The organism is Bacillus sp. MMSF_3328, from assembly GCF_030733525.1.
In the GTDB taxonomy this organism is placed as follows: Bacteria; Bacillota; Bacilli; order Bacillales; family Cytobacillaceae; genus Bacillus_AB; species Bacillus_AB infantis.
Genome location: NZ_JASHIV010000005.1, coordinates 1 through 20164, shown reverse-complemented (window position 1 = coordinate 20164; position 20164 = coordinate 1). Strand labels below are relative to the sequence as shown.

Here is a 20164-nt window from a genome sequence, read left to right as displayed (position 1 = left end):
ATGCACTTTGACAGGATACTGAATTCTACTGAACTGGAAGCATGGGACATTTTTTTGGATGATAAAACGTATCGAATGATAATCATTGATGAAAAAAGACCCAGCACTCCTGATGATTTTTCTCAGGAAGATAGTTTGCCATCTGACGAAATGAGATCGAACATCATCAAAGCAGAAGTTTACTCAGAGGAAAAAGTTCTGGATGACCACATATATCCTCTGGATCAGCTGGCAAAAAGCTTTACTGATCATCTTGCGCTTGCTCATTGCCATGTAAGAGTGAATTTTTATGTGGAAGATATAGAAAGTGCACTGAATGACCATGTAAAAAGGAAATTGGGCTGCAGTTACGATGAGATTCCTATGGAAAGATTTTTTTATCTCAATCAAAATCCGGATTCGAAATAATGGCCAATCGTTATTCATTGAAATTACACATTGACTAAGTTCTATTCCTTCTCTTTTCACCAAGGGGGCCGTATTATGATAAAGAGGGGGGAATAGTATGAAACGCGACTGGCTGATAACGCTTAGAAAAAATAAAAATCTGACTCAAGCGGACGTGGCAGACTCGATTTTTATCGACCGGGCCTATTATTCGCAGATCGAATCTGGTACAAGAAATCCCAGTGTGGATATAAGCAGGAACCTTGCTAAGGTTTTAGATATAAACCCTTCGCTTCTATTGTCTGATTTAGCCGCCTTTCAAGAGGTGTTCACGCGAACGAAATGCATGCTTGCGCACAGTGACCTTGATCTGAGATATACATGGATTTTTGATTCGGCCAATCAGGAGGAAGTCAATCAGTTTATCGGTGCAAGGGATGATGAATTAAGCTTTTGCATCGATTCCCAAAAATTGATCTCTCTTAAACAAAGAGTACTGGATACCAAAGAAACATCAGGAACATTCGCAGAATATGAATATAACAATGAAGTACACACTCATTATATAGTAGGATATCCCCTGCTAGGGGAAGAAGGCGAATTAATTGGCATTGGTACATTTGGGATCAAAATAAATGCTTTGGGTTTATAATTCCTGGATTAATGTAGGATGCAGACATTCTAAATGGCCATAAACAAATAGCGCGGCCAGCCAAAAAGGGAAATGCCTTGAACAAAAGTTCAAGGTATTTCCCTTTTCTTAAACTATCTCACTGCATCAAAAGCATTGATTTGCCACTTCCCGCGTACCTTTACAAACGTAACCTTTTTCTTTTCATGCTGCTTTTCGCCGTAAGGCACCGTGAATTCAAACTGGCGGATATCTTTCCTGGAATAGATCAGCTTTGCCTTAGCTTTATTCCACTGGAGCAGGCTGCCGCCATCGGCATTTGGCTGTGCCATTTTTCCTTTATACTCAATGAATCTGTATTTCTTGTAGCCTTTATCGATTGCATTTAAGGTGAAAGATTCGTTAAGGTACTTGGTCAGCTTTGCTTTCGTATTGATTTCACTGCAAAGGTAGCGATATTCTGTGCCTTTGTACTGAAAAGTCTTGATGGAGCAGGCTGTATTCTTCTTAGATGGGATATGTCCGTTCATAGCATTCCAGTGATGCACACGTGCGCTCTGCGCCAGTTCGACTGCTTTTTTGCTGCTTAAATCTCCGCTCGCGGATTTGGCCGAGGCGCCAAGGCTGAAAGTAAACAGGGCGACAGCAGCCAGCAGGATGGATAATAATTTTTTCATTTTAAAGCCTCCAATAAGTTGTAGTCACTTGCTAACCTTATATTATCGTTCCATTTCTTCAAAAGAGTTACAGAAAGGTTACCGAAATGCAGATGATTGTTTACAGTTTTCAGGCATAAAAAGAGCCTCTGCCCAATATCCCGGGAGAGGCTTCTTACGTCTTTACTTTTGCTGTTTTAAGCATAGCTTCTGCATTTCCTCCTGTTTCATTTCTTTTCGGCCCTGATGAGGTCAAGGCTGCGGATCAGAGCTTCACCGCCAAGTCCTGCCAGCATGGACAGGAATGCTACCTTCAAGAGGGAGCTTGCATCTGATGAAAGCACAAGCAGCGCTGAGGCGAGTGATCCTAATACCATTTCCTCCAAAAAGCCGAGATAGATGAATTGCTTTGTTCTTTTCGGCATGATCAGCTTCCCGTGCTTCTTAAGATGCCCAACCGCGCCGACAAGGCCACCAATGAATATTGCGAAGACGACATGCTGCCACATTTGCCTCACACTCCTAAAGCCGGTATTTTTGGTGCGACCTTAGGTCAATCATGGTGCTGTCTCTATTATATAACAGAGCGGGAGAGGAAAGATATGCATAAATCGACTGAATTTTCAGCACACAGCGAATGGTATATATGTACTCTTCAGGAAAAAGTAAGCAGCAAAGATGCGACTATTCTAGTGCTCACAAGGTTATTGGGCAGAAAAAAACCCAGGCAACACATGGCCCGGGCTGAGAGAATCATATAATCAGTGGATATGGCGGTAGACGCCAATGACCTTGCCAAGAATGGAAACATTCCTGAGAATGATAGGCTCCATTGTAGAGTTTTCAGGCTGAAGCCTGATATAATCCCTTTCCTTGAAGAAACGCTTGACAGTTGCTTCATCCTCATCTGTCATTGCAACGACGATATCGCCATTGTTGGCTGACTGCTGCTGGCGGACGATGACGTAGTCTCCGTCAAGGATGCCGGCTTCAATCATACTTTCACCCATGATTTCAAGCATGAAGACCTGTTCGGCTGCCGGTGCCATGCTTTCAGGAAGCGGGAAGAACTCTTCTACATTTTCAATCGCAGTGATCGGCTGTCCTGCTGTAACCTTCCCGAGGATAGGAACGTTGACGACATTATTCCTTGGAATATGAGATGTTTCATCAAGCTCCAGGATTTCAATTGCACGCGGCTTTGTCGGATCCCTTCTGATCATCCCTTTGCTTTCGAGGCGGGCAAGATGCCCATGCACAGTCGAGCTGGAGGCCAGGCCGACTGCTTCCCCAATTTCCCTGACTGAAGGGGGATAGCCCTTCGCTTTCACTTCTTCCTTGATAAATTCGAGTATATCCTGCTGCCTTTTTGATATTTTAGCCATGTATTCGCACCCCGTATGGTTATTATTGATTAAATTATAGCATGTACCCGGAACAGATACAAACATAAGTTCGAATTTTTGTTGACGGAAAACACATGTTCGGTTTATAATAAATTTAACGAAATGCGAACATATATTCTGACAGTGGGGTGTCTTGTATGAAAAAATTGTGGAATCAATACTCATATGCTATTATACTTATCGTTCTAAGCTTTGGGGCGGCTTTGCTGCTTACCGGATACGACAAAATTTTCGGTGGAGAAGACTACATAAAGGTGACGGTTGATGAAGGAGATACATTATGGGGGCTGTCTCAGCAATTTTCGGACAAGCATAAGCTGTCTGCAGAAGACTTTGTAATGTGGGTGGAAGAGGAGAATGGAATCGCCGGCAGTGCAATCCAAGCGGGGGAGCAGATTTTGATCCCGGTTAAAGCAGACAGCCATACAAGGCAGCTGCAGGATGATCTGCAGAACTTTGCGGGTGAATGACATAAAGGAGCATATATGAAAGCAGTAATCTATTGCAGGGTATCGACAACAAAAGAAGCGCAGGAAACATCCCTGGAGAGGCAGGAGGAGGAACTGACTGCGCTTGCCGGGGAAAAAGGCTTTGAAGTAGCCGCGATCATCAGGGAACAGGCAAGCGGGTATGACCTGGAGAGGGACGGTGTACTCGAGCTTCTTGATCTTATAAAGGATGAAGGCATAAAAGCCGTCCTTATCCAGGATGAAACGAGGCTCGGAAGGGGCAATGCCAAAATCGCCCTGCTTCACTTCATATATAAAGAGGGCGCTGTGCTCTACAGCATTTCCCACAATGGTGAGCTGCAGCTTTCCGAATCAGATTCCATGGTTCTTAATATCGTCTCGATGGTGGAAGAATATCAGCGCAAGCTGCATAATATCAAGATCAAAAGAGGCATGAAAAGGGCAGTGGACAAAGGATTCAGGCCAGAGAAGAACCTGAAGAATCTGGGGGAGCACTCTGGAAGGGAACGGATCGAGGTTCCAATAGAAGAAATTGTCCGCCTGAGAGCCAGCAGGCTGACATTTTCGGAGATCGCGGCAACTCTCAGGGGCTTCGGCTATCCCATTTCCAAGGCGACAGTGCACAGGCGCTATCAGGAATACATAGATGCACAGGAAGAGTAAGAGTGTTTGCCTTGGCAAACGCTTTTTTTTATAGTAACATTTGATGTATTCTCCGGCCGTTTAGACCAGGGCCCTAAGGGGAAGACGACTAGAGAAAGCCAAATGAAATGAATGAAAAAGGAGCGTTATTATGCTGCCTAAAGATAAAATGGCCAGAATCAATGAGCTGGCAAACAAAGCTAAGACCGCAGGGCTGACGAATGAAGAGGCAAAGGAACAGACAAAGCTTCGCAGCGAGTATCTGCAGACATTCCGTTCCAATATGCTCACAACCTTAAAAGGTGTAACCATCATGGATCCAAAGGGGAATGACGTTACACCGAAAAAGATAAAAAAGCTGCGTGAGGACGAGAAGAAGCGCCTTCATTAATGCATCAGGCCAAAAAGGAATACAACAATCTGTGTTCCTTTTTGGATTTATTTTTTGGTTCTCTTTTACATACAGGTTTCCAAAATGCACAAGATATACAGAAGCTTCTCAGTTGTGTAAAATAAAGAGCCGCTATAAAATTAATTGAGCAGGATTTTTTTAAAGAGAGGATGTAGTATATGTTTGAATCTATCGATGATTTGTCCATAAGCTCGATCAGAACTCTATCTATCGATGCTATTGAAAAAGCAAATTCCGGCCACCCTGGCATGCCTATGGGGGCAGCTCCTATGGCGTACACACTCTGGAGCCGTTTCATGAACCATAACCCGGCAAACCCTGAGTGGTTTAACCGTGACCGTTTTGTCTTATCTGCAGGACATGGTTCCATGCTTCTATACAGTCTGCTCCATTTATCAGGCTATGGTCTCACAATCGATGACCTGAAAGAATTCCGCCAATGGGGAAGCAAGACTCCCGGACACCCTGAATACAAACATACAAAGGGCGTTGACGCGACAACTGGTCCGCTTGGACAGGGAATCTCAATGGCAGTCGGCATGGCTATGGCTGAGCGCCACCTGGCAGCCGTCTACAATAAAGACAAGTATAATGTAGTCGACCACTTTACATACAGCATTTGCGGCGACGGTGACCTTATGGAAGGTGTATCTGCCGAAGCAGCATCGCTGGCAGGCCACCTGAAGCTTGGCAAGCTCGTTGTCCTTTATGATTCAAATGATATCTCCCTTGACGGCGACCTTGACCGCTCTTTCTCTGAAAGTGTGGAGCAAAGGTTCAAATCTTACGGCTGGCAGTATATCCGTGTTGAAGATGGTAATGACCTTCACGAAGTGGCGAAAGCGCTTGAGGAAGCAAGAGGCGACCTTGACCATCCGACTATGATTGAAGTAAAAACGGTCATCGGATTCGGCTCACCTAACAAATCCGGGAAATCAGATGTTCACGGCGCACCGCTTGGTGCAGATGAGCTGAAGCTGACGAAGGAAGCTTACAAGTGGACTTTTGAAGAAGATTTCCATGTTCCGGATGAAGTGTACAGCCACTTCAAGAAACACATCGCAGAACGCGGAGAAAAGACTGAGCAGGAATGGAACTCTATGCTTGAAAGCTATAAGCAGGAATTCCCTGAGCTCGGTGCACAGCTTGACGGAGCAATGAAAGGCGAGCTTCCGCAAGGATGGGATAAGGATATCCCTGTATACGAAACAGGTTCAAGCCTGGCAAGCCGCGCCTCTTCAGGAGAAGCACTGAACGGAATCGCGCAGAATCTTCCATTCTTTATCGGCGGATCTGCTGACCTTGCCGGTTCAAATAAAACGATGATCAAAGGCTCGGGCGACTTTACCCCTGCTTCATTCGAAGGCCGCAACATCTGGTTCGGCGTAAGGGAATTCGCCATGGGTGCCGCCCTAAACGGTATGGCCCTTCATGGAGGCTTAAAGGTATTCGGAGGAACATTCTTCGTATTCTCTGACTATCTTCGCCCGGCAATCCGCTTAGCTGCCCTGATGGGTCTGCCTGTTACTTATGTATTCACGCATGACAGCATCGCGGTTGGTGAGGACGGCCCTACACACGAGCCGGTTGAACAGCTTGCATCACTTCGTGCGATGCCTAATCTGTCTGTCATCCGCCCGGCTGATGGCAATGAAACCTCTGCTGCATGGAAAGTGGCGGTAGAATCACAGGATAAGCCGACAGCTCTTGTGCTGACGCGCCAAAACCTGCCTACCCTCCAGGATACTGACAAAAACGCGTATGAAGGCGTATCTAAAGGGGCTTATGTTGTCTCACCGGCTGGCAAAGATCAGGCAGATGCCCTGCTGCTTGCTTCCGGATCTGAAGTGCATCTTGCTGTAAAAGCGCAGGAAGCCCTGAAGAAAGAAGGCATCGATGCAGCAGTTGTTTCCATGCCTGCATGGGACCGCTTTGAAGCACAGTCCAAGGAATATAAAGAAAGCGTCATTCCGAAGGCTGTCAAGAAGCGCCTTGCCATAGAAATGGGCTCTTCACTTGGCTGGCACCGTTATGCCGGTGATGAAGGCGAAGTATTGGCGATCGATACATTCGGCGCATCTGCACCAGGTGAGAAGATCATCGAAGAGTACGGCTTCACAGTTGAAAACGTGGTTGCACGTTTAAAGGCCCTTCTGTAAAGGGTATAAAGAGAGCGTCAGAGTACGCTCTCTTTTTTATTTCCTTATAATTGATTGAATATTTTTATTTTTTATATAATTGATAGGCAAATAAGCCTGTTCGACAAAATTAGTGCCTATTTTTGACGCTGAAAGACAAAGTAACTGATTCTGTTCCCTTATACTTGAAGCAATATAGAAGATATTGGAGGAGATGTTGGTGAGAACCTATCAGCTTTATTTAATAGAAGACGAATTTGCTTCCCATTATTTCGGCAGAGAGCGGATGTTCTACCAGCTCTTTCAGGAATACAGCCGTTCGAAGGGAGAGCTGAAATCGATCCTGTCACGCCAGATTGAGTTTATCACAAGGCCGATTCCCGCCCTCAGGCTTCACCAGTATCTTACACAGCAGCTTTCAAGGAAAAAAGGAGCATCAGCCGATCAGGGGGCCTATGTTATCCAAAACGGAAAAAACAGTTCAGCGCGGCTTGAAATCTATGACCGATGTTTAGTGATTGAATCACATGGGAATTATGATGCAGAAACGGTGTTCTTTGAAATCCTCCGGAAAAATGAATCCTCTTATCTGGCGGTTGATATGACGAACAGGCGCTTTGGCTGGCTGAAGCCGATCAAAGAAAGAAAATTTATTTAAATAGGGGAAAAACAGGTGCAAATATTGTATAATAACCTTTGGTTTAGTACACTGTATGATAGACAACATGAAGGAGGAAGTTTTGAATGTGGGACGTTATTCTAGTTGGTATACTGGCATTGATCGCCGGTGTAGCACTAGGATTTTTCATCGCTCGTAAATATATGATGAGCTACTTAAAGAAAAATCCGCCAATCAACGAACAAATGCTTAAAATGATGATGATGCAAATGGGTATGAAACCATCTCAGAAGAAAATTAATCAGATGATGTCTGCCATGAATAAGCAGTCCGGCAAGTAAGGCTTACATAGGGCTCCCTATTGTAATAAAGTCTATTACATGGCCATCACTGTACACAAGAAAGCCGCTTTTTCTGTGATTATGACAGAGAAAGCGGCTTTTTAGATAAAAATCGTAAATGTTAAGCTGAGGATAACATGAAAAAATACAGATTGAAAACTGGCTTTAACGGCAGATTCAAACGCGGTACAGTATTCTGGCTGATTGCTGAATCCGAATTCATCGGCATTAAGGAATATGTCCTGCGGACGAAAGACCTGGAGCACCGGATCCAAATTTCAGAAGAAGAGCTGATGAAGCATTTTGTGCGTCTTTATGACGGAAACGGAAGCTGATAGAGGACAAGCACCTGGGTGACAGGGATACTTGTCCTCTTTTTATTATGCTTCTGGCGTAGATGTGAAAACGGAAAATCCGTAGATGCCGAAATCAAGAAGGGTCACGAGCTGAAAGCCGTTAGCCAGAAGGCATTCTGATGCCGGGCCATAAAGGGCTCCTGTTTCAAGTGTCTCAAGGCAGGCTTCTGCATCATTTCCCAGAACAGTCGCCTGGGAAATCCTTCTCAGTGATACAGGACTTAATGGGTTCCGGAACCAGCAGACTGTTACGACTGTCGGAAGGCTTGGCAAAGATGGAATACCAGCAGACATTTAAACACCTCTTTTCCTTTTTATCTCTATAGTTAATGCTTGTATGCTCCAACTTGTCCCTGCCAATATCACGGATTTTGATAAATGATGAATATGTCTTTAGTGCGCCCCTTGAAAAATCTTTCTTATTTTTAAAATATTTGATAAACTATTTGGAGCATAATTGAGGAAAATTCAGGAACACGAGAGCCGGGGGAAGCAAGCATGAAAGTATTTGCAGATTTAATGTGGTTTTTTAAGCAAGAGAAGAAATCGTATGTGACAGGGATTTTCCTGCTGCTGTTTGTAGCATTCCTGCAGCTGATTCCGCCAAAGGTCATCGGGATTGTGGTTGATCATATCAAAAACGATACTTTGACCAGCGGCCTTCTTGTCAACTGGCTCCTGATATTGATCGGAGCCGCACTCATGATGTACATATTGCGCTATTATTGGCGGATCATGATTTTCGGATCTGCCGTCAAGCTGTCCAGGCAGCTGAGGAACAGGCTGTACCGGCATTTTACAGAGATGCCGCAATCGTTTTACCAAAGAAGGCGGGTCGGGGACCTGATGGCCCATGCGACAAATGACCTGCAGGCCGTCCAGCAGACGGCCGGCTCAGGCGTTTTGACCCTTGTCGACTCGCTTGCGACCGGTGGATTTGTCATCATCGCCATGGCTGCGACGATCAGCTGGAAGCTGACGCTCATCTGCCTGATCCCGATGCCTCTCATGGCGATTTTGACGAGCTGGTATGGGACGCTCCTCCATAAGCGGTTCCATGGGGCACAGGAGGCTTTTTCTGCTTTAAATGATAAGACACAGGAAAGCATCACAGGCATCAAGGTCATCAAGACCTTTGGCCAGGAGAAAGAAGATATAGAGGATTTCCGCAAGCAATCACATGATGTGGTGGAGAAAAATATTTCAGTGGCCAAGGTAGATTCACTATTCGATCCAACAATCAGCATCATCGTCGGGGTTTCCTTTTTCCTGTCTGTCGCTTTTGGTGCCAGATATGTGATTTCAGGGGAATTAACGATCGGGGAGCTTGTTTCGTTTACAACGTATCTCGGACTCTTGATTTGGCCGATGCTTGCCTTTGGCTGGCTCTTTAATATCGTTGAAAGAGGGCGGGCTTCCAATGACCGGATCATGAGCCTGCTTGCCGAAAAGGCAGAGGTGGCTGACAAGGAAGGGGCACTTGCAATCGTTCCGAGCGGGGATCTTGTTTATGATATAAATAAATTTCATTACCCTAACGAAGAAAAACCTGTCCTTGAAGACATCCAATTTCAATTGAAAAGGGGAGAAACCCTTGGGATCGTCGGGAAGACAGGTGCCGGGAAAACAACGCTCCTTAAGCTGCTGATCAGGGAATTTGACGGTTTTGAAGGGGATGTCCGCTTTGGCAGCCATTCTGTCAATGATTATACGCTCGAAAAGCTGCATGAGGCCATTGGCTATGTTCCGCAGGATCATTTCCTTTTTTCAGCCACGGTTGCAGAAAATATCGCCTTTGCAAACCCTTCCTCTGAGCGGGAGGAAGTATTTAAGGCAGCAAAGCTTGCCAATATCCATGAAGATATCCTTCAATTTACGGAAGGTTATGAAACGGTTGTCGGTGAGCGCGGCGTTTCCTTGTCTGGCGGGCAGAAGCAGCGGATCTCAATCGCCAGGGCGCTCATGATGGACCCGGAAGTACTGATCCTGGATGACTCTCTGTCAGCGGTTGATGCGAAGACCGAGGAAGCCATCCTGAACGGCCTCAGGAAAAACCGGGCAGGCAAGACGACCATCATCACCGCCCACCGCTTGAGTGCGATTCAGCATGCGAATCTGATCCTTGTGCTCGATGAGGGCAGGATAGCGCAAAAAGGCACACACGACGAGCTGATGGAAGAAGAAGGCTGGTATAAGAGCATGTATCTCCGCCAGCAGCTTGAAGAACTTGTAGAGCACGGAGGCAGAAATCATGGAGCATAACCAGCAGGATATCAATAAGAAAGAACAGCGGACCGTCCTATACCGGCTCCTTGCTTATACAAAGCCGCATAAAGCAACGCTTATCCTCGCCTTCAGCCTGTTGCTGCTGACAACGATCGGCGATATCATGGGGCCTATCCTTGTTAAAATATTCATTGACGATTATCTGACCCCAAGGAATCTGGCATTTGAGCCTTTGTTCCTGCTCGGGGCAGGCTATATCGGCATCCAGGTCATGAATGTCCTGATCTCTTATTTCCAGCTGCTTAAGTTCCAGGAGATCGCACTAAAGATCATTCAGCAGCTGCGGATCGACGTTTTTTCAAAGGTGCAGTCGCTCGGCCTGAAATACTTCGACCAGACGCCGGCCGGAAGCATTGTCTCGCGGGTCACGAATGATACAGAGGCCATCAAGGATATGTTTGTCAGCGTCCTGGTCATCTTCATACAGAGCGGCTTTCTGCTGATCGGGATATTCATCGCGATGTTTGCCCTGAATGTCCAGCTGGCATTATTCTGTCTGGTGATCCTTCCTATCATCTTTATGATCATGCAGATGTACCGCAAATACAGCTCGCGCTTTTATCAGGATATGAGAGAAAGGCTCAGCCAGCTGAATGCGAAGCTCAGCGAGTCGCTCCAGGGAATGGGGATCATCCAGGTGTTCAGGCAGGAAAAGCGCCTGCGCAAGGAATTTGCAGACATTAACCAGAAGCATTATGACGCAGGAATGAGGAACATCAAGGTTGATGGGCTGCTCCTCAGGCCGGCAATCGACCTGGTCTATACACTTGCGCTTGTAATTGTCCTGGGCTTTTTCGGGATTACCTCATTCAGCAATCCGATTGAAGTCGGAGTTTTATTCGCATTTGTCAGCTATCTGGACCGCTTTTTCGAGCCGGTCAACAATATGATGCAGCGGTTATCCATGTACCAGCAGGCCATCATTGCCGGCTCCAGGGTCTTCAGGCTCCTGGATGAAGAAGAGCTTGCGCCCGCTCAAAAGGAAGAGAAGCTTTCAATCGGGGACGGACAGATTGAATTCAAGGATGTCAGCTTTTCGTATGATGGGAAGCGGGATGTGCTGAAAAACATCAGCTTTACTGCCAAGCCGGGCGAAACAGTGGCGCTGGTTGGCCATACAGGAAGCGGAAAGAGCTCGATCATCAATCTGATGATGAGGTTTTATGAATTCTCAAGAGGTGACATTCTGATTGACGGGCAGTCGATTAAGTCTTATCCAAGGGAAGAGCTGAGGGAAAAGCTTGGTCTAGTCCTCCAGGATCCATTCCTGTTTTATGGAACGGTCAAGGACAATATCCGCCTCCATGATACAGAGATGACCGATAAGGAAATAGAGGAAGCTGCCCATTTCGTTCAGGCTCATACCTTCATTGAGAAGCTTGATGACCGCTACGATCACAAGGTAGTTGAGAGAGGCTCGACCTTCTCCAGCGGTCAGAGGCAGCTGATTGCTTTCGCACGCACGATTGCAGCCAACCCGAAAATCCTTGTGCTTGATGAAGCGACTGCCAATATCGACACTGAGACAGAGGAGGCCATCCAGACGGCCCTTGAGAAGATGAGGAAGGGGCGCACAACCATTGCCATCGCCCACAGGCTTTCCACCATCCAGGATGCTGAATTGATCCTTGTCCTTCACCAGGGGGAAATCGTGGAACGGGGCACCCACCAGGAACTGCTGGCATTAAAAGGCTTGTACCATAAAATGTACCTGCTGCAGAACGGTTCAGTCGAGAGAGTGGAAGACGCTGTCGGCAACGCTTAAAAGACAAAATAAAAACAGCTTGGGCTTATATAGCTTCCAAGCTGTTTTTCTATTGTGTCTGAACCTTTTTTATAAAAATACGGTTATATTCGTTCAAGAGATGGTCAAGCTCCTGACTGTACTTAATCGCAGCAGTTGAATGCAGGCCATTCTTCATGGCGACTTGGATTAGTTCAGCCCGCTTATTCTCAATCAAAGACAGTAGTTCTTGTTTTCCTGCCACGGCTGATAGTCCTTTCCTGTGGATTTAAAAGAGGCCCCATTTTATTATTGTCTGTATGTAAGTTTCCAAATCAAAACCATGTAAAAACATGAAAGATTATAACAAATAATGTTAGTTACTCATACAGTATATCGAATAATGGTAATAAATTCAAAAGAAAGTTTCTCTGATATGACAAAAACATTATCAAAATTATAACATGTCCTTTATATGTTTTTAATATAATTATAGTAGGTCACAAAGTGTTCACAGGGTGACCATTATCTTTCTTGGCGAGATTTTGTTAAAATGGTAAAGAATCAAGGAAAAGTAGGTGTCTTGAATGACTGATGTCAATATATTCATCGCCCTTGGAGCGGGCTTCCTGAGCTTCATTTCTCCCTGCTGCCTGCCATTGTATCCCGCATTCTTATCTTACATAACCGGCATGTCAGTGGGCGAGCTGAAAGAAGAAAACGCGATGCTGCAGAAGCGCAGCATGCTGCATACCCTTTTCTTCCTGCTCGGGTTCTGCATTATTTTCATTGCCCTCGGCTTTGGGGGATCTTTTATCGGAAGAATATTCAGCGATCATAATGATCTGATCAGGCAGATCGGTGCCATCTTCATCGTCATATTCGGATTGATGGTTGTCGGCGTTTTCAAGCCGGAGGCACTCATGAAGGAAAGGCGCCTCGAATTCAAAAACAGACCTGGCGGCTACCTGGGTTCAGTCCTGATCGGCCTTGCATTTGCAGCAGGATGGACGCCATGCACAGGACCGATCCTCATGTCCGTTTGGGCACTCGCTGCCTCTAACCCGGGCTCAGGCCTTGTGTATATGATTGCCTATTCACTCGGATTTGCGATTCCATTCTTCGTCCTGTCGTTCTTTATCGGCAAAATGCAATGGATCCGCCGCAATAACGTGAAAATCATGAAGATCGGCGGCTATGTGATGATTGTCATGGGTATTGTGCTGTTCTTTGACTGGATGACTCAGATCATATCTATAATGACTGCTATGTTTGGCGGATTTAAAGGTTTCTAAAGGATGGCCCGGCAAAAATGCCGGGTTTTCTTTTATTTTTCCATAAATTACAACTTGAAATTTGAAGAAAAAGCGAAATTTGTCGGATTCTTTGGATTGAATTCTCCCTCACATTCCGTTATATTGAAATATGTGCTCTTTTATCTGAAACTGTTTTTTGACATGTGACAATATAGAAAAATACATACTAATAGATTGATTTCTGTTGCAGTGTCGAGGGGGAACCAGCATGGCAAGAATATTAATTGTAGATGACGCAAAATTCATGAGAATTACCTTAACCAACATATTAAAGAAAGCCGAACATGAAATCGTCGGGGAGGCCGAAAACGGCCGCGAAGCAATTGACCTTTACCGCGAGCTCAAGCCGGAGCTCGTAACCATGGATATCACCATGCCGGAGATGAGCGGCCTTGAAGCCATGAAGGAAATCAAACAGGAATTTCCTGACGCCAAGGTAGTCATGTGCTCAGCGATGGGCCAGCAGAAGATGGTGGTCGAAGCCATCGAAGCCGGCGCCAAAGACTTTATTGTAAAGCCATTTGATGAAGGCCGCGTGCTCGACGCAGTCAACCGGGTCCTCAGCTGACCCAAAGCCATTTAAGCCTGCTTAAATGGCTTTTCTTTTTGCACCGATGCCCAAAGTCCCGAAAAATATTTTCTAAACAGAGGAATTTAGGATATAATATAATGGTAAATATTAAACATACAAAGGATGAATGCTATGAACATGGTTGTAGCTTCTTCGATCGGAGCCATCTGCATGGCTGTTTTTGTCATGTTCATCCGGATGCGGGCAGCCAAGAAACCTGCTTCAGCCAAAAAGATCATCTTGCCGCCGCTTTTCATGAGCACGGGCGCCCTGATGTTCGTCTTTCCGTACTTTCGCGTCACACCGCTTGAGATATTAGAAGCTGCCGGAGTCGGCATGCTGTTTTCAATCCTGTTGATCAAAACCTCGGCATTTGAAGTGCGTGATAATGATATTTTCTTAAAAAGATCAAAGGCCTTTGCCTTTATCCTGGTCGGCCTTCTTGTCGTCCGGATTGTGGCCAAGCTGATCCTCAGCTCCACGATTGACGTCGGACAGCTGAGCGGCATGTTCTGGATCCTTGCTTTCGGCATGATCGTCCCTTGGCGGATCGCCATGTACCTGAACTACAAAAAGATCTACAATGAGCTCAATGGTACCTCATTGAATACAAAAACAACCGTATAAAACAGTGAAAACATCGAACTCGCTTTCGGTGTTTTTTATTATGGAAAAGAAAAAAACCACTCCACGGACAGCGGAATGGTTTCTAGAATAAATGCTCATAAGGAGCCATATCAATTTGTCTTTCAGTCAGTTTGCGGCGCAGGAATTTGTGATCACGCTTGGGAGTCGCCAAAATATAGCCGCGAATGATGAGATCCTCCGTAATGCGCTTCGCCTTCTCATTCAATGCCAGCTCGCCGATCTTCCCGGCAATCTTCTGCCGTGCCACATCACGGAAAAGCTCAGGCACCGGACTCACCAAATCCTCCAAGAGCACCTTCTGATCCTTAGCCCAAAGGCTACGCGTCTGATTCACATAATGCTCTTCCCAATCAAGAATCGACTTCCCATCCTCTTTCGGCATCCGCTTCAAAAACTTCCGGAACATAAAAAAGCCGCCGATCGCAAACAGTGATACCAGCACAACCACCCAAAACAAAATAAACACCAAAAACCAGCCAGTAAGCTCTGTTGTCATTCTACTCACCTACATTACAATAACTTATTTACTATTATTATAAGCATATGAAGGGAAGGAGACAAGCCGAATCCTGCATAAAAAGTGGAACATAAGGGAAACGGCCAAGCCATTTAAACTTGTTTGATGGTACAATAAGGAAAAAGGGGAGGGGAACTGATTGGAAAGCATAGGCCGTCTTCAGCAGGAAAAAGAAAAGCTGCAAAAGCAAAAGGATGGGTTATTATTGCAGATTTTTCTGCGCATCGGTCTTCTCGTTGCAGCAGGTATCGCCTACGGACTCTTCATGAGCTTTTTCAGCCCTATTGAAGGGGCAGTCGAAACCATCATTTTCTTTGTCCTCGCCGCATTGGCCGTCTTTCTATGGATCCGCTTCATGGTGCAGCTTTTTCGTGTTTACAAGGTGCAATTTGAAATCAATAAGAATAATAAAAAGCTGCTGAAAAAAATCGCGGAAGAAGATCAGGGCCAGAATAAAGGCAAAGGAACCGGCAGCTGGAGCTAAAGGCTTGAAAAGCAGCCCAAAATCCGTCATAATATCATTATTGCCAAATAACAAAAGCAGATGACTGCTACTCACGGGGCTGAATGGGGTACTGGTGTCCCTCACGGTCTTCAAAACCGCTCGTGACCTGCGTGCCAGGTCAGCTGGGTTCGATTCCCAGGCGGTCCCGCCATAATATACATATTAGTGCCGCACAGTGATGAGACTGTGCGGTTTTTTGTGTTGTTTTATGCTTTAATGTGTGGGGGAGGACTCCTAAATTTCATTAGGTAGTTAATAACTTAGGGATGTAATTTTACTCTTTTTGAATTTGTCATGAGTATTCTAACTTTTACTAACTAAATTGGCATGAACGGCAACCTGAAAATTCTATTTTTTCTAATAATATCGTCGATTTATATTATTTTTTAAAATATAATATAATAAAAATATACTTATATCGGAGGATATACTAGTGTTTAGAAGTGAAATCAGAGACAGTGTAATTAAACCCCTTATTGATAAAGTCCAAAAAAAAGATTATGGAAAGTATTTACACACGATAAAGTTGGTCAACCTTAGACGATTTCAATCCCAAGAAATCACATTCGATTTTCCAGTAACTGCACTAGTGGCTCCAAACGGTGGAGGTAAGACTACAGTACTTGGTGCTGCTGCCTTAGCATACAAAGAAGTAAAACCCGGACTATTTTTTACGAAAAGTGGCAAATTTGACAATAGCATGGCAAATTGGAGAATGGAGTATTCCTTAGTAGATAAGAGTGTTTCTACGAAGAGTGATTTTATAAGGAGAACAGCAGCGTTTAAAGACTTTAAGTGGAAAAGAGATAGTTTTCTTAGTAGAAATGTAATTATCATGGGTGTATCTAGAACTGTGCCTGCTGTGGAAAGAACAGAATTAAAAAAGTGCGCTACCAAGAAATTCACAGTTAACCCTTCCCAAATCAGTGAGTTTGAAGAAACAGTATTACAAGCTGTTGAAAAAATACTTGGAAAAAGTGTGGAGGGTTATAAGCATATTCAAGTGGATAACAAAGGTCGGGTTTCATTATTGACTGGTATTAGTGAAGTGGGGACAGAATTCTCAGAGTTCCACTTTGGTGCTGGTGAATCAAGTATTATTAGGCTGATTATGGAAGTTGAAGCATCCCCTAAAAATTCTCTTGTCTTAATAGAAGAAATAGAAAATGGATTACACCCTATTGCTACTAGAAGACTTGTTGAGTATCTTATTGAAGCTGCCAATAGGAAAAAGATTCAATCCATATTTACTACACATTCCGATTATGCTCTTATGCCTTTACCAGGGGAAGCTATTTGGGCTGCTATGGATGGGAAATTAGCACAGGGTAGATTAAGCATTTCAGCATTAAGGGAATTACGTGATAAAGAGGAAACAAAATTAATAATATTTACTGAAGATGAATTTACACAGCTATGGGTTAAAACTATGTTACGTTTTTATAATGTGGATTTACAATCTGTTGAGGTACATTTTATTGGTGGAGATGGTAATGCTGTGCTATTCAACAAATATAACAATGAAAACCCTGCTCGTAAGGCGCCTTCTGTTTGCTTTATTGATGGTGATTCCCCTCAATCTGAATCTGGTAAAGATAAAGTGTTTAGGCTACCAGGCTTATACCCTGAAGAATATATTTATAATGAAATAAGAAATAATTTCACAGAAATAGGTGCTATGTTATGTTATAGCCTTGGATGGGATATCTCAAAACAGAGTGAGCTAAAACAAAAAATAGAAAGTGTAAAGTCTACAACCAGAGATTATCACTTATTATTTGCACAACTAGGTATACAACTGAGTCTTATTTCTGAAGAAGCTGTTCGAGCTGCCTTTTTAAATCTATGGTGCCAACAGTTCAAACCTGAATTAGATAACACCCTTAAACATTTAAAGGAAATGCTTCCCGTACCTGAAAGCGTATATTAACATCCGTTTCTGTATTAGGCAATCAATCATTGAATGGGCTGCCTTTTTATTGGTTTTGTACTTTAAAAACTCCTGTTAAAAACCCTTGGCTCCCATGGCTCTTGTTATTTTATTGAACTGGACCCAATAGAATAACTTGATAAAACGGTTAAGGTATAGGGAGAGGCATTGAAATGATTAGATTTTATCAGGATGGGGGGCGGAAGGGCAGCTGGAGCTCTTTGCGGTCTTTAAAATCGCTCGTTACCTTCATGCCAGGTCAGCGATTTCAAGCTGATCCCGCCGAATATACATGTGATTTCCGTACAGTTTTAAAGAGACTGTTTGGTATTTCCTGTTCTTTTCTCTGCTCTGTGGGGTTTGCCCCCAAGACTAATAGCGCGCTACCGAATTACGATATCAGGTCGTTAACTATCATTTCATTCTGCCATTGTGAAAGGTAATTGGGTATTAATAGCTATGAAAGTAGCTATTTGTCACTGATGCCAATTGTAGATATATGATCGAAAATAGTTCCAGATACTTCCTTGAGAAAAAGCGAAGGTTTACCGGGTTATATTTCATTAATAGAAGAATGATTTAGTGTACCTAGCCGGATCCGCTTAACTGGCACTTAGATTTTGTAATTATATACTGCCAAACTGGTTGAGTCTTCCTAGTTTCATGAGGCTGTAGAAACATCTAATATCTTAATTCTTATCCTAATAATTTATGCTAAATACCTATATTAAAGGGGGCGGGTTTTTGAAGTTAACAGAGCAGGATTTTCTTGAACACTTAAATGAACAAATCTATTTTTTACAAATTTCTTCTGAAAATTTCGATAAGGGCATCTTTATCGAAGCAAAAAGGTTGGCAGTTGTCATTAGAACACTATTACACGATACAACTAGTTCCACTTCTTTGCTAACTCATTTAAAAGTAAAGCAAAAGTTATATTATTTTAATACTGCTATCCCTGAAAGTAAATTTGGTTTAACTGGTATAAGAACAACTACAGAAGGAGGGGGTAGAACTGAGTACTACCCACCTTTAAATAATCTTAGTGAAAAGAGAAAGCAAAGACCATGGGTTACTTTTAGTACTTGGTGGAGCGAGATGATAGTCTTGGACGATGGCCGTAATAAATTTTCTAGAAAAGATTTAGTTTTAAGTGTATCTAATAAAGATGGAGGAGCACATGTCGATAAAAAACTGAATGGCTCTTATTCGGACCTTTCTCGAGGGAATTCAATGAATCTGTTTCATGAAAATATTGATGGTTCACAAAAGTCTATTACTGGTATAGAACTAGCCAGTATTAGGCAAATCACCTTTGAATTATTAGAAACTCTTCAAAAGAGGTCCTCCTAATCTCCATCCTTTTGTTATCTGGTGGCGTATATTATGTCAAATTTGGTCTATATCAATGACTGCGATTATCTACTCACCCATGTTCAATTCTATCTAAGAGATGAACAAACATATAGGAGTGATTTAAATCGCAGATGTTTATAAATGGTTGGACTCAGTTTGAAAGAGAAATTCCATAGAGTGAGGTGTTTCATCAAAAAATAGGTGCTTGACTTGACCTCACATTTATTAAAGCTTTAAAGTGTGAGGGGTCAGGCACCATTCTCTCAGCAATAATGTAAAGTCAGGTGGTCTAGGTGAAGATAAATGAGGTTACAAAAGGGTATATAGCTACAAGTTTACTATTAATAATTTATATAACATTGTTTTTATTACTGTTGAAGTCCTTTTTCAAAATAGAATCGAGCATTTTTATTGCTATTATTGGCTTTGTTGGAGCAATAGTTGGTGGGACAATCTCTGGTTTTTTAACTTTGCAGGGTGTTAGTTTAACTCTTAAACAACAACAATTAGATAGGTTAGATGAAAAAAACAATCTGTATAATTTAACATTCAATGAATTATTGCATCGTAACATGACTTTACAAACATCAATCAAGTCTCTGAACAGTAATAACATTAGCGATAAACTTGATAAAGTATATTATGATGCAAAGAACTTATCTGAAGTTTCCAAAAGGCTTTTTGTAGATGCTGCAAAGATTAACCCTGAGGTGTTAAGAGTTTTACGAAGTACAAGTTGGGATGCAGATGATGTTTGGGAATTTATAGATTTTGCTTCGGAAAACGATTACGAAACGGATTACATCATTCACGAATTAATGACTAATTATTATCCTCGAATAGCAAGAAATGATTCAGAGCTTGAGTCACATGGCGCGGATTTAAGAAAACAAATATATAACATAAATCAATAATAAGTAATTTGGCATTCATTTCATGGGTGCTTTTTATTTTGCAGATAGAAGGTATTGGTGATTAAATTTGATTTTGTATTTTTATAAAAATTTGAGGTTTAAATGCTATAATCCATCTTGGAAAAACAGGATAAACTGATTGCTGTCGTGATTATTGCAGTTGAAATGAGCCACTTATGCGGAGTTTTGAGCCAGTCATTGCGGAGAAAAGAGCCACCATTTGCGGAATGAAAAATAGGTCCTGACCCCATGTTTAGTAAAGCTTTAAAGTGTGGGGGCAGGAACCATTCTTTATTGGCTGTATTCAAATTAAAAAATATTAATTTAATGTTATTAGTAA

At 43.3% G+C, this 20164-nt stretch carries 25 protein-coding genes and 1 tRNA gene; 19 read left to right on the top strand and 7 right to left on the bottom strand.

All coding sequences use genetic code 11. The features are described from left to right. The first annotated feature begins 54 nt into the window (after positions 1 to 54). Both RBB45_RS10820 and RBB45_RS10815 read left to right on the top strand, forming a co-directional pair. Positions 55 to 408, top strand: coding sequence for a hypothetical protein (locus tag RBB45_RS10820; protein WP_156917002.1), 354 nt, complete (start codon positions 55 to 57; stop codon positions 406 to 408). A gap of 97 nt (positions 409 to 505) precedes the next feature. Then, the gene (locus tag RBB45_RS10815) at positions 506 to 1039 is read left to right on the top strand and encodes a helix-turn-helix domain-containing protein (RefSeq protein ID WP_009791594.1); all 534 of its coding nucleotides are present in this window, start codon (positions 506 to 508) and stop codon (positions 1037 to 1039) included. A 113-nt stretch (positions 1040 to 1152) separates the two neighbouring features. Here RBB45_RS10815 and RBB45_RS10810 read toward each other — a convergent pair whose 3' ends face one another. The 3 genes from RBB45_RS10810 to lexA all read right to left on the bottom strand — a co-directional run bounded on the left by RBB45_RS10810 (position 1153) and on the right by lexA (position 3059). Further along, entirely contained in the window at positions 1153 to 1695 is a 543-nt protein-coding gene (locus RBB45_RS10810) for an IseA DL-endopeptidase inhibitor family protein (protein WP_009791595.1), read from the bottom strand. Positions 1696 to 1901: 206 nt separating this feature from the next. Further along, positions 1902 to 2183 carry a DUF4257 domain-containing protein gene (locus tag RBB45_RS10805; protein WP_094767396.1) on the bottom strand — a complete coding sequence of 94 codons (282 nt, stop codon included), beginning with the start codon at positions 2181 to 2183 and terminating at the stop codon, positions 1902 to 1904. A 252-nt stretch (positions 2184 to 2435) separates the two neighbouring features. Continuing rightward, positions 2436 to 3059, bottom strand: a complete 624-nt coding sequence (gene lexA, locus RBB45_RS10800; protein WP_009791598.1) for a transcriptional repressor LexA — start codon at positions 3057 to 3059, stop codon at positions 2436 to 2438. 158 nt (positions 3060 to 3217) lie between these two features. Here lexA and yneA point away from each other — a divergent pair, with 158 nt between their 5' ends. The 7 genes from yneA (at position 3218) to RBB45_RS10765 (ending at position 8037) form a co-directional block, all read left to right on the top strand. Further along, on the top strand, positions 3218 to 3550 hold the full coding sequence (gene yneA, locus RBB45_RS10795; protein WP_306009574.1) for a cell division suppressor protein YneA: 333 nt from the start codon (positions 3218 to 3220) through the stop codon (positions 3548 to 3550). Between the two features lie 15 nt (positions 3551 to 3565). Further along, positions 3566 to 4213 (top strand): YneB family resolvase-like protein, encoded by a 648-nt coding sequence (locus tag RBB45_RS10790; protein WP_009791600.1) that lies wholly within the window; start codon positions 3566 to 3568, stop codon positions 4211 to 4213. Positions 4214 to 4343: 130 nt separating this feature from the next. Continuing rightward, a complete protein-coding gene (locus RBB45_RS10785) occupies positions 4344 to 4583 on the top strand; it encodes a DUF896 domain-containing protein (RefSeq protein WP_009791601.1) in 240 nt (79 codons plus the stop codon). Positions 4584 to 4762: 179 nt separating this feature from the next. Then, complete coding sequence (gene tkt, locus RBB45_RS10780; protein WP_101547527.1) at positions 4763 to 6763, top strand: transketolase; 2001 nt, start codon at positions 4763 to 4765, stop codon at positions 6761 to 6763. A gap of 199 nt (positions 6764 to 6962) precedes the next feature. Beyond that, positions 6963 to 7400 carry a sporulation inhibitor of replication protein SirA gene (sirA, locus tag RBB45_RS10775; RefSeq protein WP_022543749.1) on the top strand — a complete coding sequence of 146 codons (438 nt, stop codon included), beginning with the start codon at positions 6963 to 6965 and terminating at the stop codon, positions 7398 to 7400. Positions 7401 to 7486: 86 nt separating this feature from the next. After that, positions 7487 to 7702, top strand: a complete 216-nt coding sequence (locus RBB45_RS10770) for a YneF family protein (protein WP_009790944.1) — start codon at positions 7487 to 7489, stop codon at positions 7700 to 7702. 137 nt (positions 7703 to 7839) lie between these two features. Continuing rightward, positions 7840 to 8037 carry a hypothetical protein gene (locus RBB45_RS10765; protein WP_009790945.1) on the top strand — a complete coding sequence of 66 codons (198 nt, stop codon included), beginning with the start codon at positions 7840 to 7842 and terminating at the stop codon, positions 8035 to 8037. 45 nt (positions 8038 to 8082) lie between these two features. On the opposite strand, the gene RBB45_RS10760 is transcribed toward RBB45_RS10765, so the two are convergent. After that, positions 8083 to 8352, bottom strand: coding sequence for a hypothetical protein (locus RBB45_RS10760; RefSeq protein ID WP_101547528.1), 270 nt, complete (start codon positions 8350 to 8352; stop codon positions 8083 to 8085). 204 nt (positions 8353 to 8556) lie between these two features. Here RBB45_RS10760 and RBB45_RS10755 point away from each other — a divergent pair, with 204 nt between their 5' ends. Both RBB45_RS10755 and RBB45_RS10750 read left to right on the top strand, forming a co-directional pair. Continuing rightward, positions 8557 to 10320, top strand: a complete 1764-nt coding sequence (locus tag RBB45_RS10755; protein WP_306009573.1) for an ABC transporter transmembrane domain-containing protein — start codon at positions 8557 to 8559, stop codon at positions 10318 to 10320. Next, complete coding sequence (locus RBB45_RS10750) at positions 10310 to 12109, top strand: ABC transporter ATP-binding protein (RefSeq protein WP_009790948.1); 1800 nt, start codon at positions 10310 to 10312, stop codon at positions 12107 to 12109. The genes RBB45_RS10755 and RBB45_RS10750 overlap by 11 nt, the downstream gene beginning before the upstream one ends. Before the next feature lie 49 nt (positions 12110 to 12158). On the opposite strand, the gene RBB45_RS10745 is transcribed toward RBB45_RS10750, so the two are convergent. Then, the gene (locus tag RBB45_RS10745; RefSeq protein ID WP_009790949.1) at positions 12159 to 12332 is read right to left on the bottom strand and encodes an aspartyl-phosphate phosphatase Spo0E family protein; all 174 of its coding nucleotides are present in this window, start codon (positions 12330 to 12332) and stop codon (positions 12159 to 12161) included. Positions 12333 to 12654: 322 nt separating this feature from the next. Here RBB45_RS10745 and RBB45_RS10740 point away from each other — a divergent pair, with 322 nt between their 5' ends. The 3 genes from RBB45_RS10740 to RBB45_RS10730 all read left to right on the top strand — a co-directional run bounded on the left by RBB45_RS10740 (position 12655) and on the right by RBB45_RS10730 (position 14581). Then, positions 12655 to 13362, top strand: a complete 708-nt coding sequence (locus RBB45_RS10740) for a cytochrome c biogenesis CcdA family protein (protein ID WP_009790950.1) — start codon at positions 12655 to 12657, stop codon at positions 13360 to 13362. Positions 13363 to 13591: 229 nt separating this feature from the next. After that, positions 13592 to 13951, top strand: a complete 360-nt coding sequence (locus tag RBB45_RS10735; protein WP_101547530.1) for a response regulator — start codon at positions 13592 to 13594, stop codon at positions 13949 to 13951. A gap of 135 nt (positions 13952 to 14086) precedes the next feature. Further along, on the top strand, positions 14087 to 14581 hold the full coding sequence (locus RBB45_RS10730) for a CcdC family protein (RefSeq protein ID WP_022543750.1): 495 nt from the start codon (positions 14087 to 14089) through the stop codon (positions 14579 to 14581). Positions 14582 to 14663: 82 nt separating this feature from the next. Here the strand turns inward: RBB45_RS10730 and RBB45_RS10725 are convergent, their stop codons facing one another. Continuing rightward, positions 14664 to 15098, bottom strand: coding sequence for a DUF2621 domain-containing protein (locus tag RBB45_RS10725; protein WP_009790954.1), 435 nt, complete (start codon positions 15096 to 15098; stop codon positions 14664 to 14666). Positions 15099 to 15258: 160 nt separating this feature from the next. On the opposite strand from RBB45_RS10725, the gene RBB45_RS10720 reads away from it, so the two are divergent. The 5 genes from RBB45_RS10720 to RBB45_RS10700 all read left to right on the top strand — a co-directional run bounded on the left by RBB45_RS10720 (position 15259) and on the right by RBB45_RS10700 (position 19824). After that, positions 15259 to 15603 carry a hypothetical protein gene (locus tag RBB45_RS10720; RefSeq protein WP_009790955.1) on the top strand — a complete coding sequence of 115 codons (345 nt, stop codon included), beginning with the start codon at positions 15259 to 15261 and terminating at the stop codon, positions 15601 to 15603. A gap of 75 nt (positions 15604 to 15678) precedes the next feature. After that, positions 15679 to 15775 (top strand) — tRNA-Sec (locus tag RBB45_RS10715). A gap of 282 nt (positions 15776 to 16057) precedes the next feature. Further along, on the top strand, positions 16058 to 17554 hold the full coding sequence (locus tag RBB45_RS10710; RefSeq protein WP_306009572.1) for an ATP-dependent nuclease: 1497 nt from the start codon (positions 16058 to 16060) through the stop codon (positions 17552 to 17554). Positions 17555 to 18298: 744 nt separating this feature from the next. Next, positions 18299 to 18907: a hypothetical protein gene (locus tag RBB45_RS10705; protein WP_306009571.1), complete on the top strand. Its 609-nt coding sequence runs from the start codon at positions 18299 to 18301 to the stop codon at positions 18905 to 18907. Positions 18908 to 19203: 296 nt separating this feature from the next. Next, positions 19204 to 19824 (top strand): hypothetical protein, encoded by a 621-nt coding sequence (locus RBB45_RS10700; protein WP_306009570.1) that lies wholly within the window; start codon positions 19204 to 19206, stop codon positions 19822 to 19824. 98 nt (positions 19825 to 19922) lie between these two features. On the opposite strand, the gene RBB45_RS10695 is transcribed toward RBB45_RS10700, so the two are convergent. Continuing rightward, positions 19923 to 20164 (bottom strand): hypothetical protein (locus RBB45_RS10695; protein ID WP_306009569.1); only part of this gene is annotated, 242 nt, incomplete at its 5' end.

Bases quoted from the DNA above. Each gene is read 5' to 3' on its own strand.
- RBB45_RS10815 (WP_009791594.1), top strand. From the start codon at position 506: ATGAAACGCGACTGGCTGATAACGCTTAGAAAAAATAAAAATCTGACT.
- RBB45_RS10810 (WP_009791595.1), bottom strand. From the start codon at position 1,695: ATGAAAAAATTATTATCCATCCTGCTGGCTGCTGTCGCCCTGTTTACT.
- RBB45_RS10805 (WP_094767396.1), bottom strand. From the start codon at position 2,183: ATGTGGCAGCATGTCGTCTTCGCAATATTCATTGGTGGCCTTGTCGGC.
- lexA (WP_009791598.1), bottom strand. From the start codon at position 3,059: ATGGCTAAAATATCAAAAAGGCAGCAGGATATACTCGAATTTATCAAG.
- yneA (WP_306009574.1), top strand. From the start codon at position 3,218: ATGAAAAAATTGTGGAATCAATACTCATATGCTATTATACTTATCGTT.
- RBB45_RS10790 (WP_009791600.1), top strand. From the start codon at position 3,566: ATGAAAGCAGTAATCTATTGCAGGGTATCGACAACAAAAGAAGCGCAG.
- RBB45_RS10785 (WP_009791601.1), top strand. From the start codon at position 4,344: ATGCTGCCTAAAGATAAAATGGCCAGAATCAATGAGCTGGCAAACAAA.
- tkt (WP_101547527.1), top strand. From the start codon at position 4,763: ATGTTTGAATCTATCGATGATTTGTCCATAAGCTCGATCAGAACTCTA.
- RBB45_RS10770 (WP_009790944.1), top strand. From the start codon at position 7,487: ATGTGGGACGTTATTCTAGTTGGTATACTGGCATTGATCGCCGGTGTA.
- RBB45_RS10765 (WP_009790945.1), top strand. From the start codon at position 7,840: ATGAAAAAATACAGATTGAAAACTGGCTTTAACGGCAGATTCAAACGC.
- RBB45_RS10760 (WP_101547528.1), bottom strand. From the start codon at position 8,352: ATGTCTGCTGGTATTCCATCTTTGCCAAGCCTTCCGACAGTCGTAACA.
- RBB45_RS10755 (WP_306009573.1), top strand. From the start codon at position 8,557: ATGAAAGTATTTGCAGATTTAATGTGGTTTTTTAAGCAAGAGAAGAAA.
- RBB45_RS10750 (WP_009790948.1), top strand. From the start codon at position 10,310: ATGGAGCATAACCAGCAGGATATCAATAAGAAAGAACAGCGGACCGTC.
- RBB45_RS10740 (WP_009790950.1), top strand. From the start codon at position 12,655: ATGACTGATGTCAATATATTCATCGCCCTTGGAGCGGGCTTCCTGAGC.
- RBB45_RS10735 (WP_101547530.1), top strand. From the start codon at position 13,592: ATGGCAAGAATATTAATTGTAGATGACGCAAAATTCATGAGAATTACC.
- RBB45_RS10730 (WP_022543750.1), top strand. From the start codon at position 14,087: ATGAACATGGTTGTAGCTTCTTCGATCGGAGCCATCTGCATGGCTGTT.
- RBB45_RS10725 (WP_009790954.1), bottom strand. From the start codon at position 15,098: ATGACAACAGAGCTTACTGGCTGGTTTTTGGTGTTTATTTTGTTTTGG.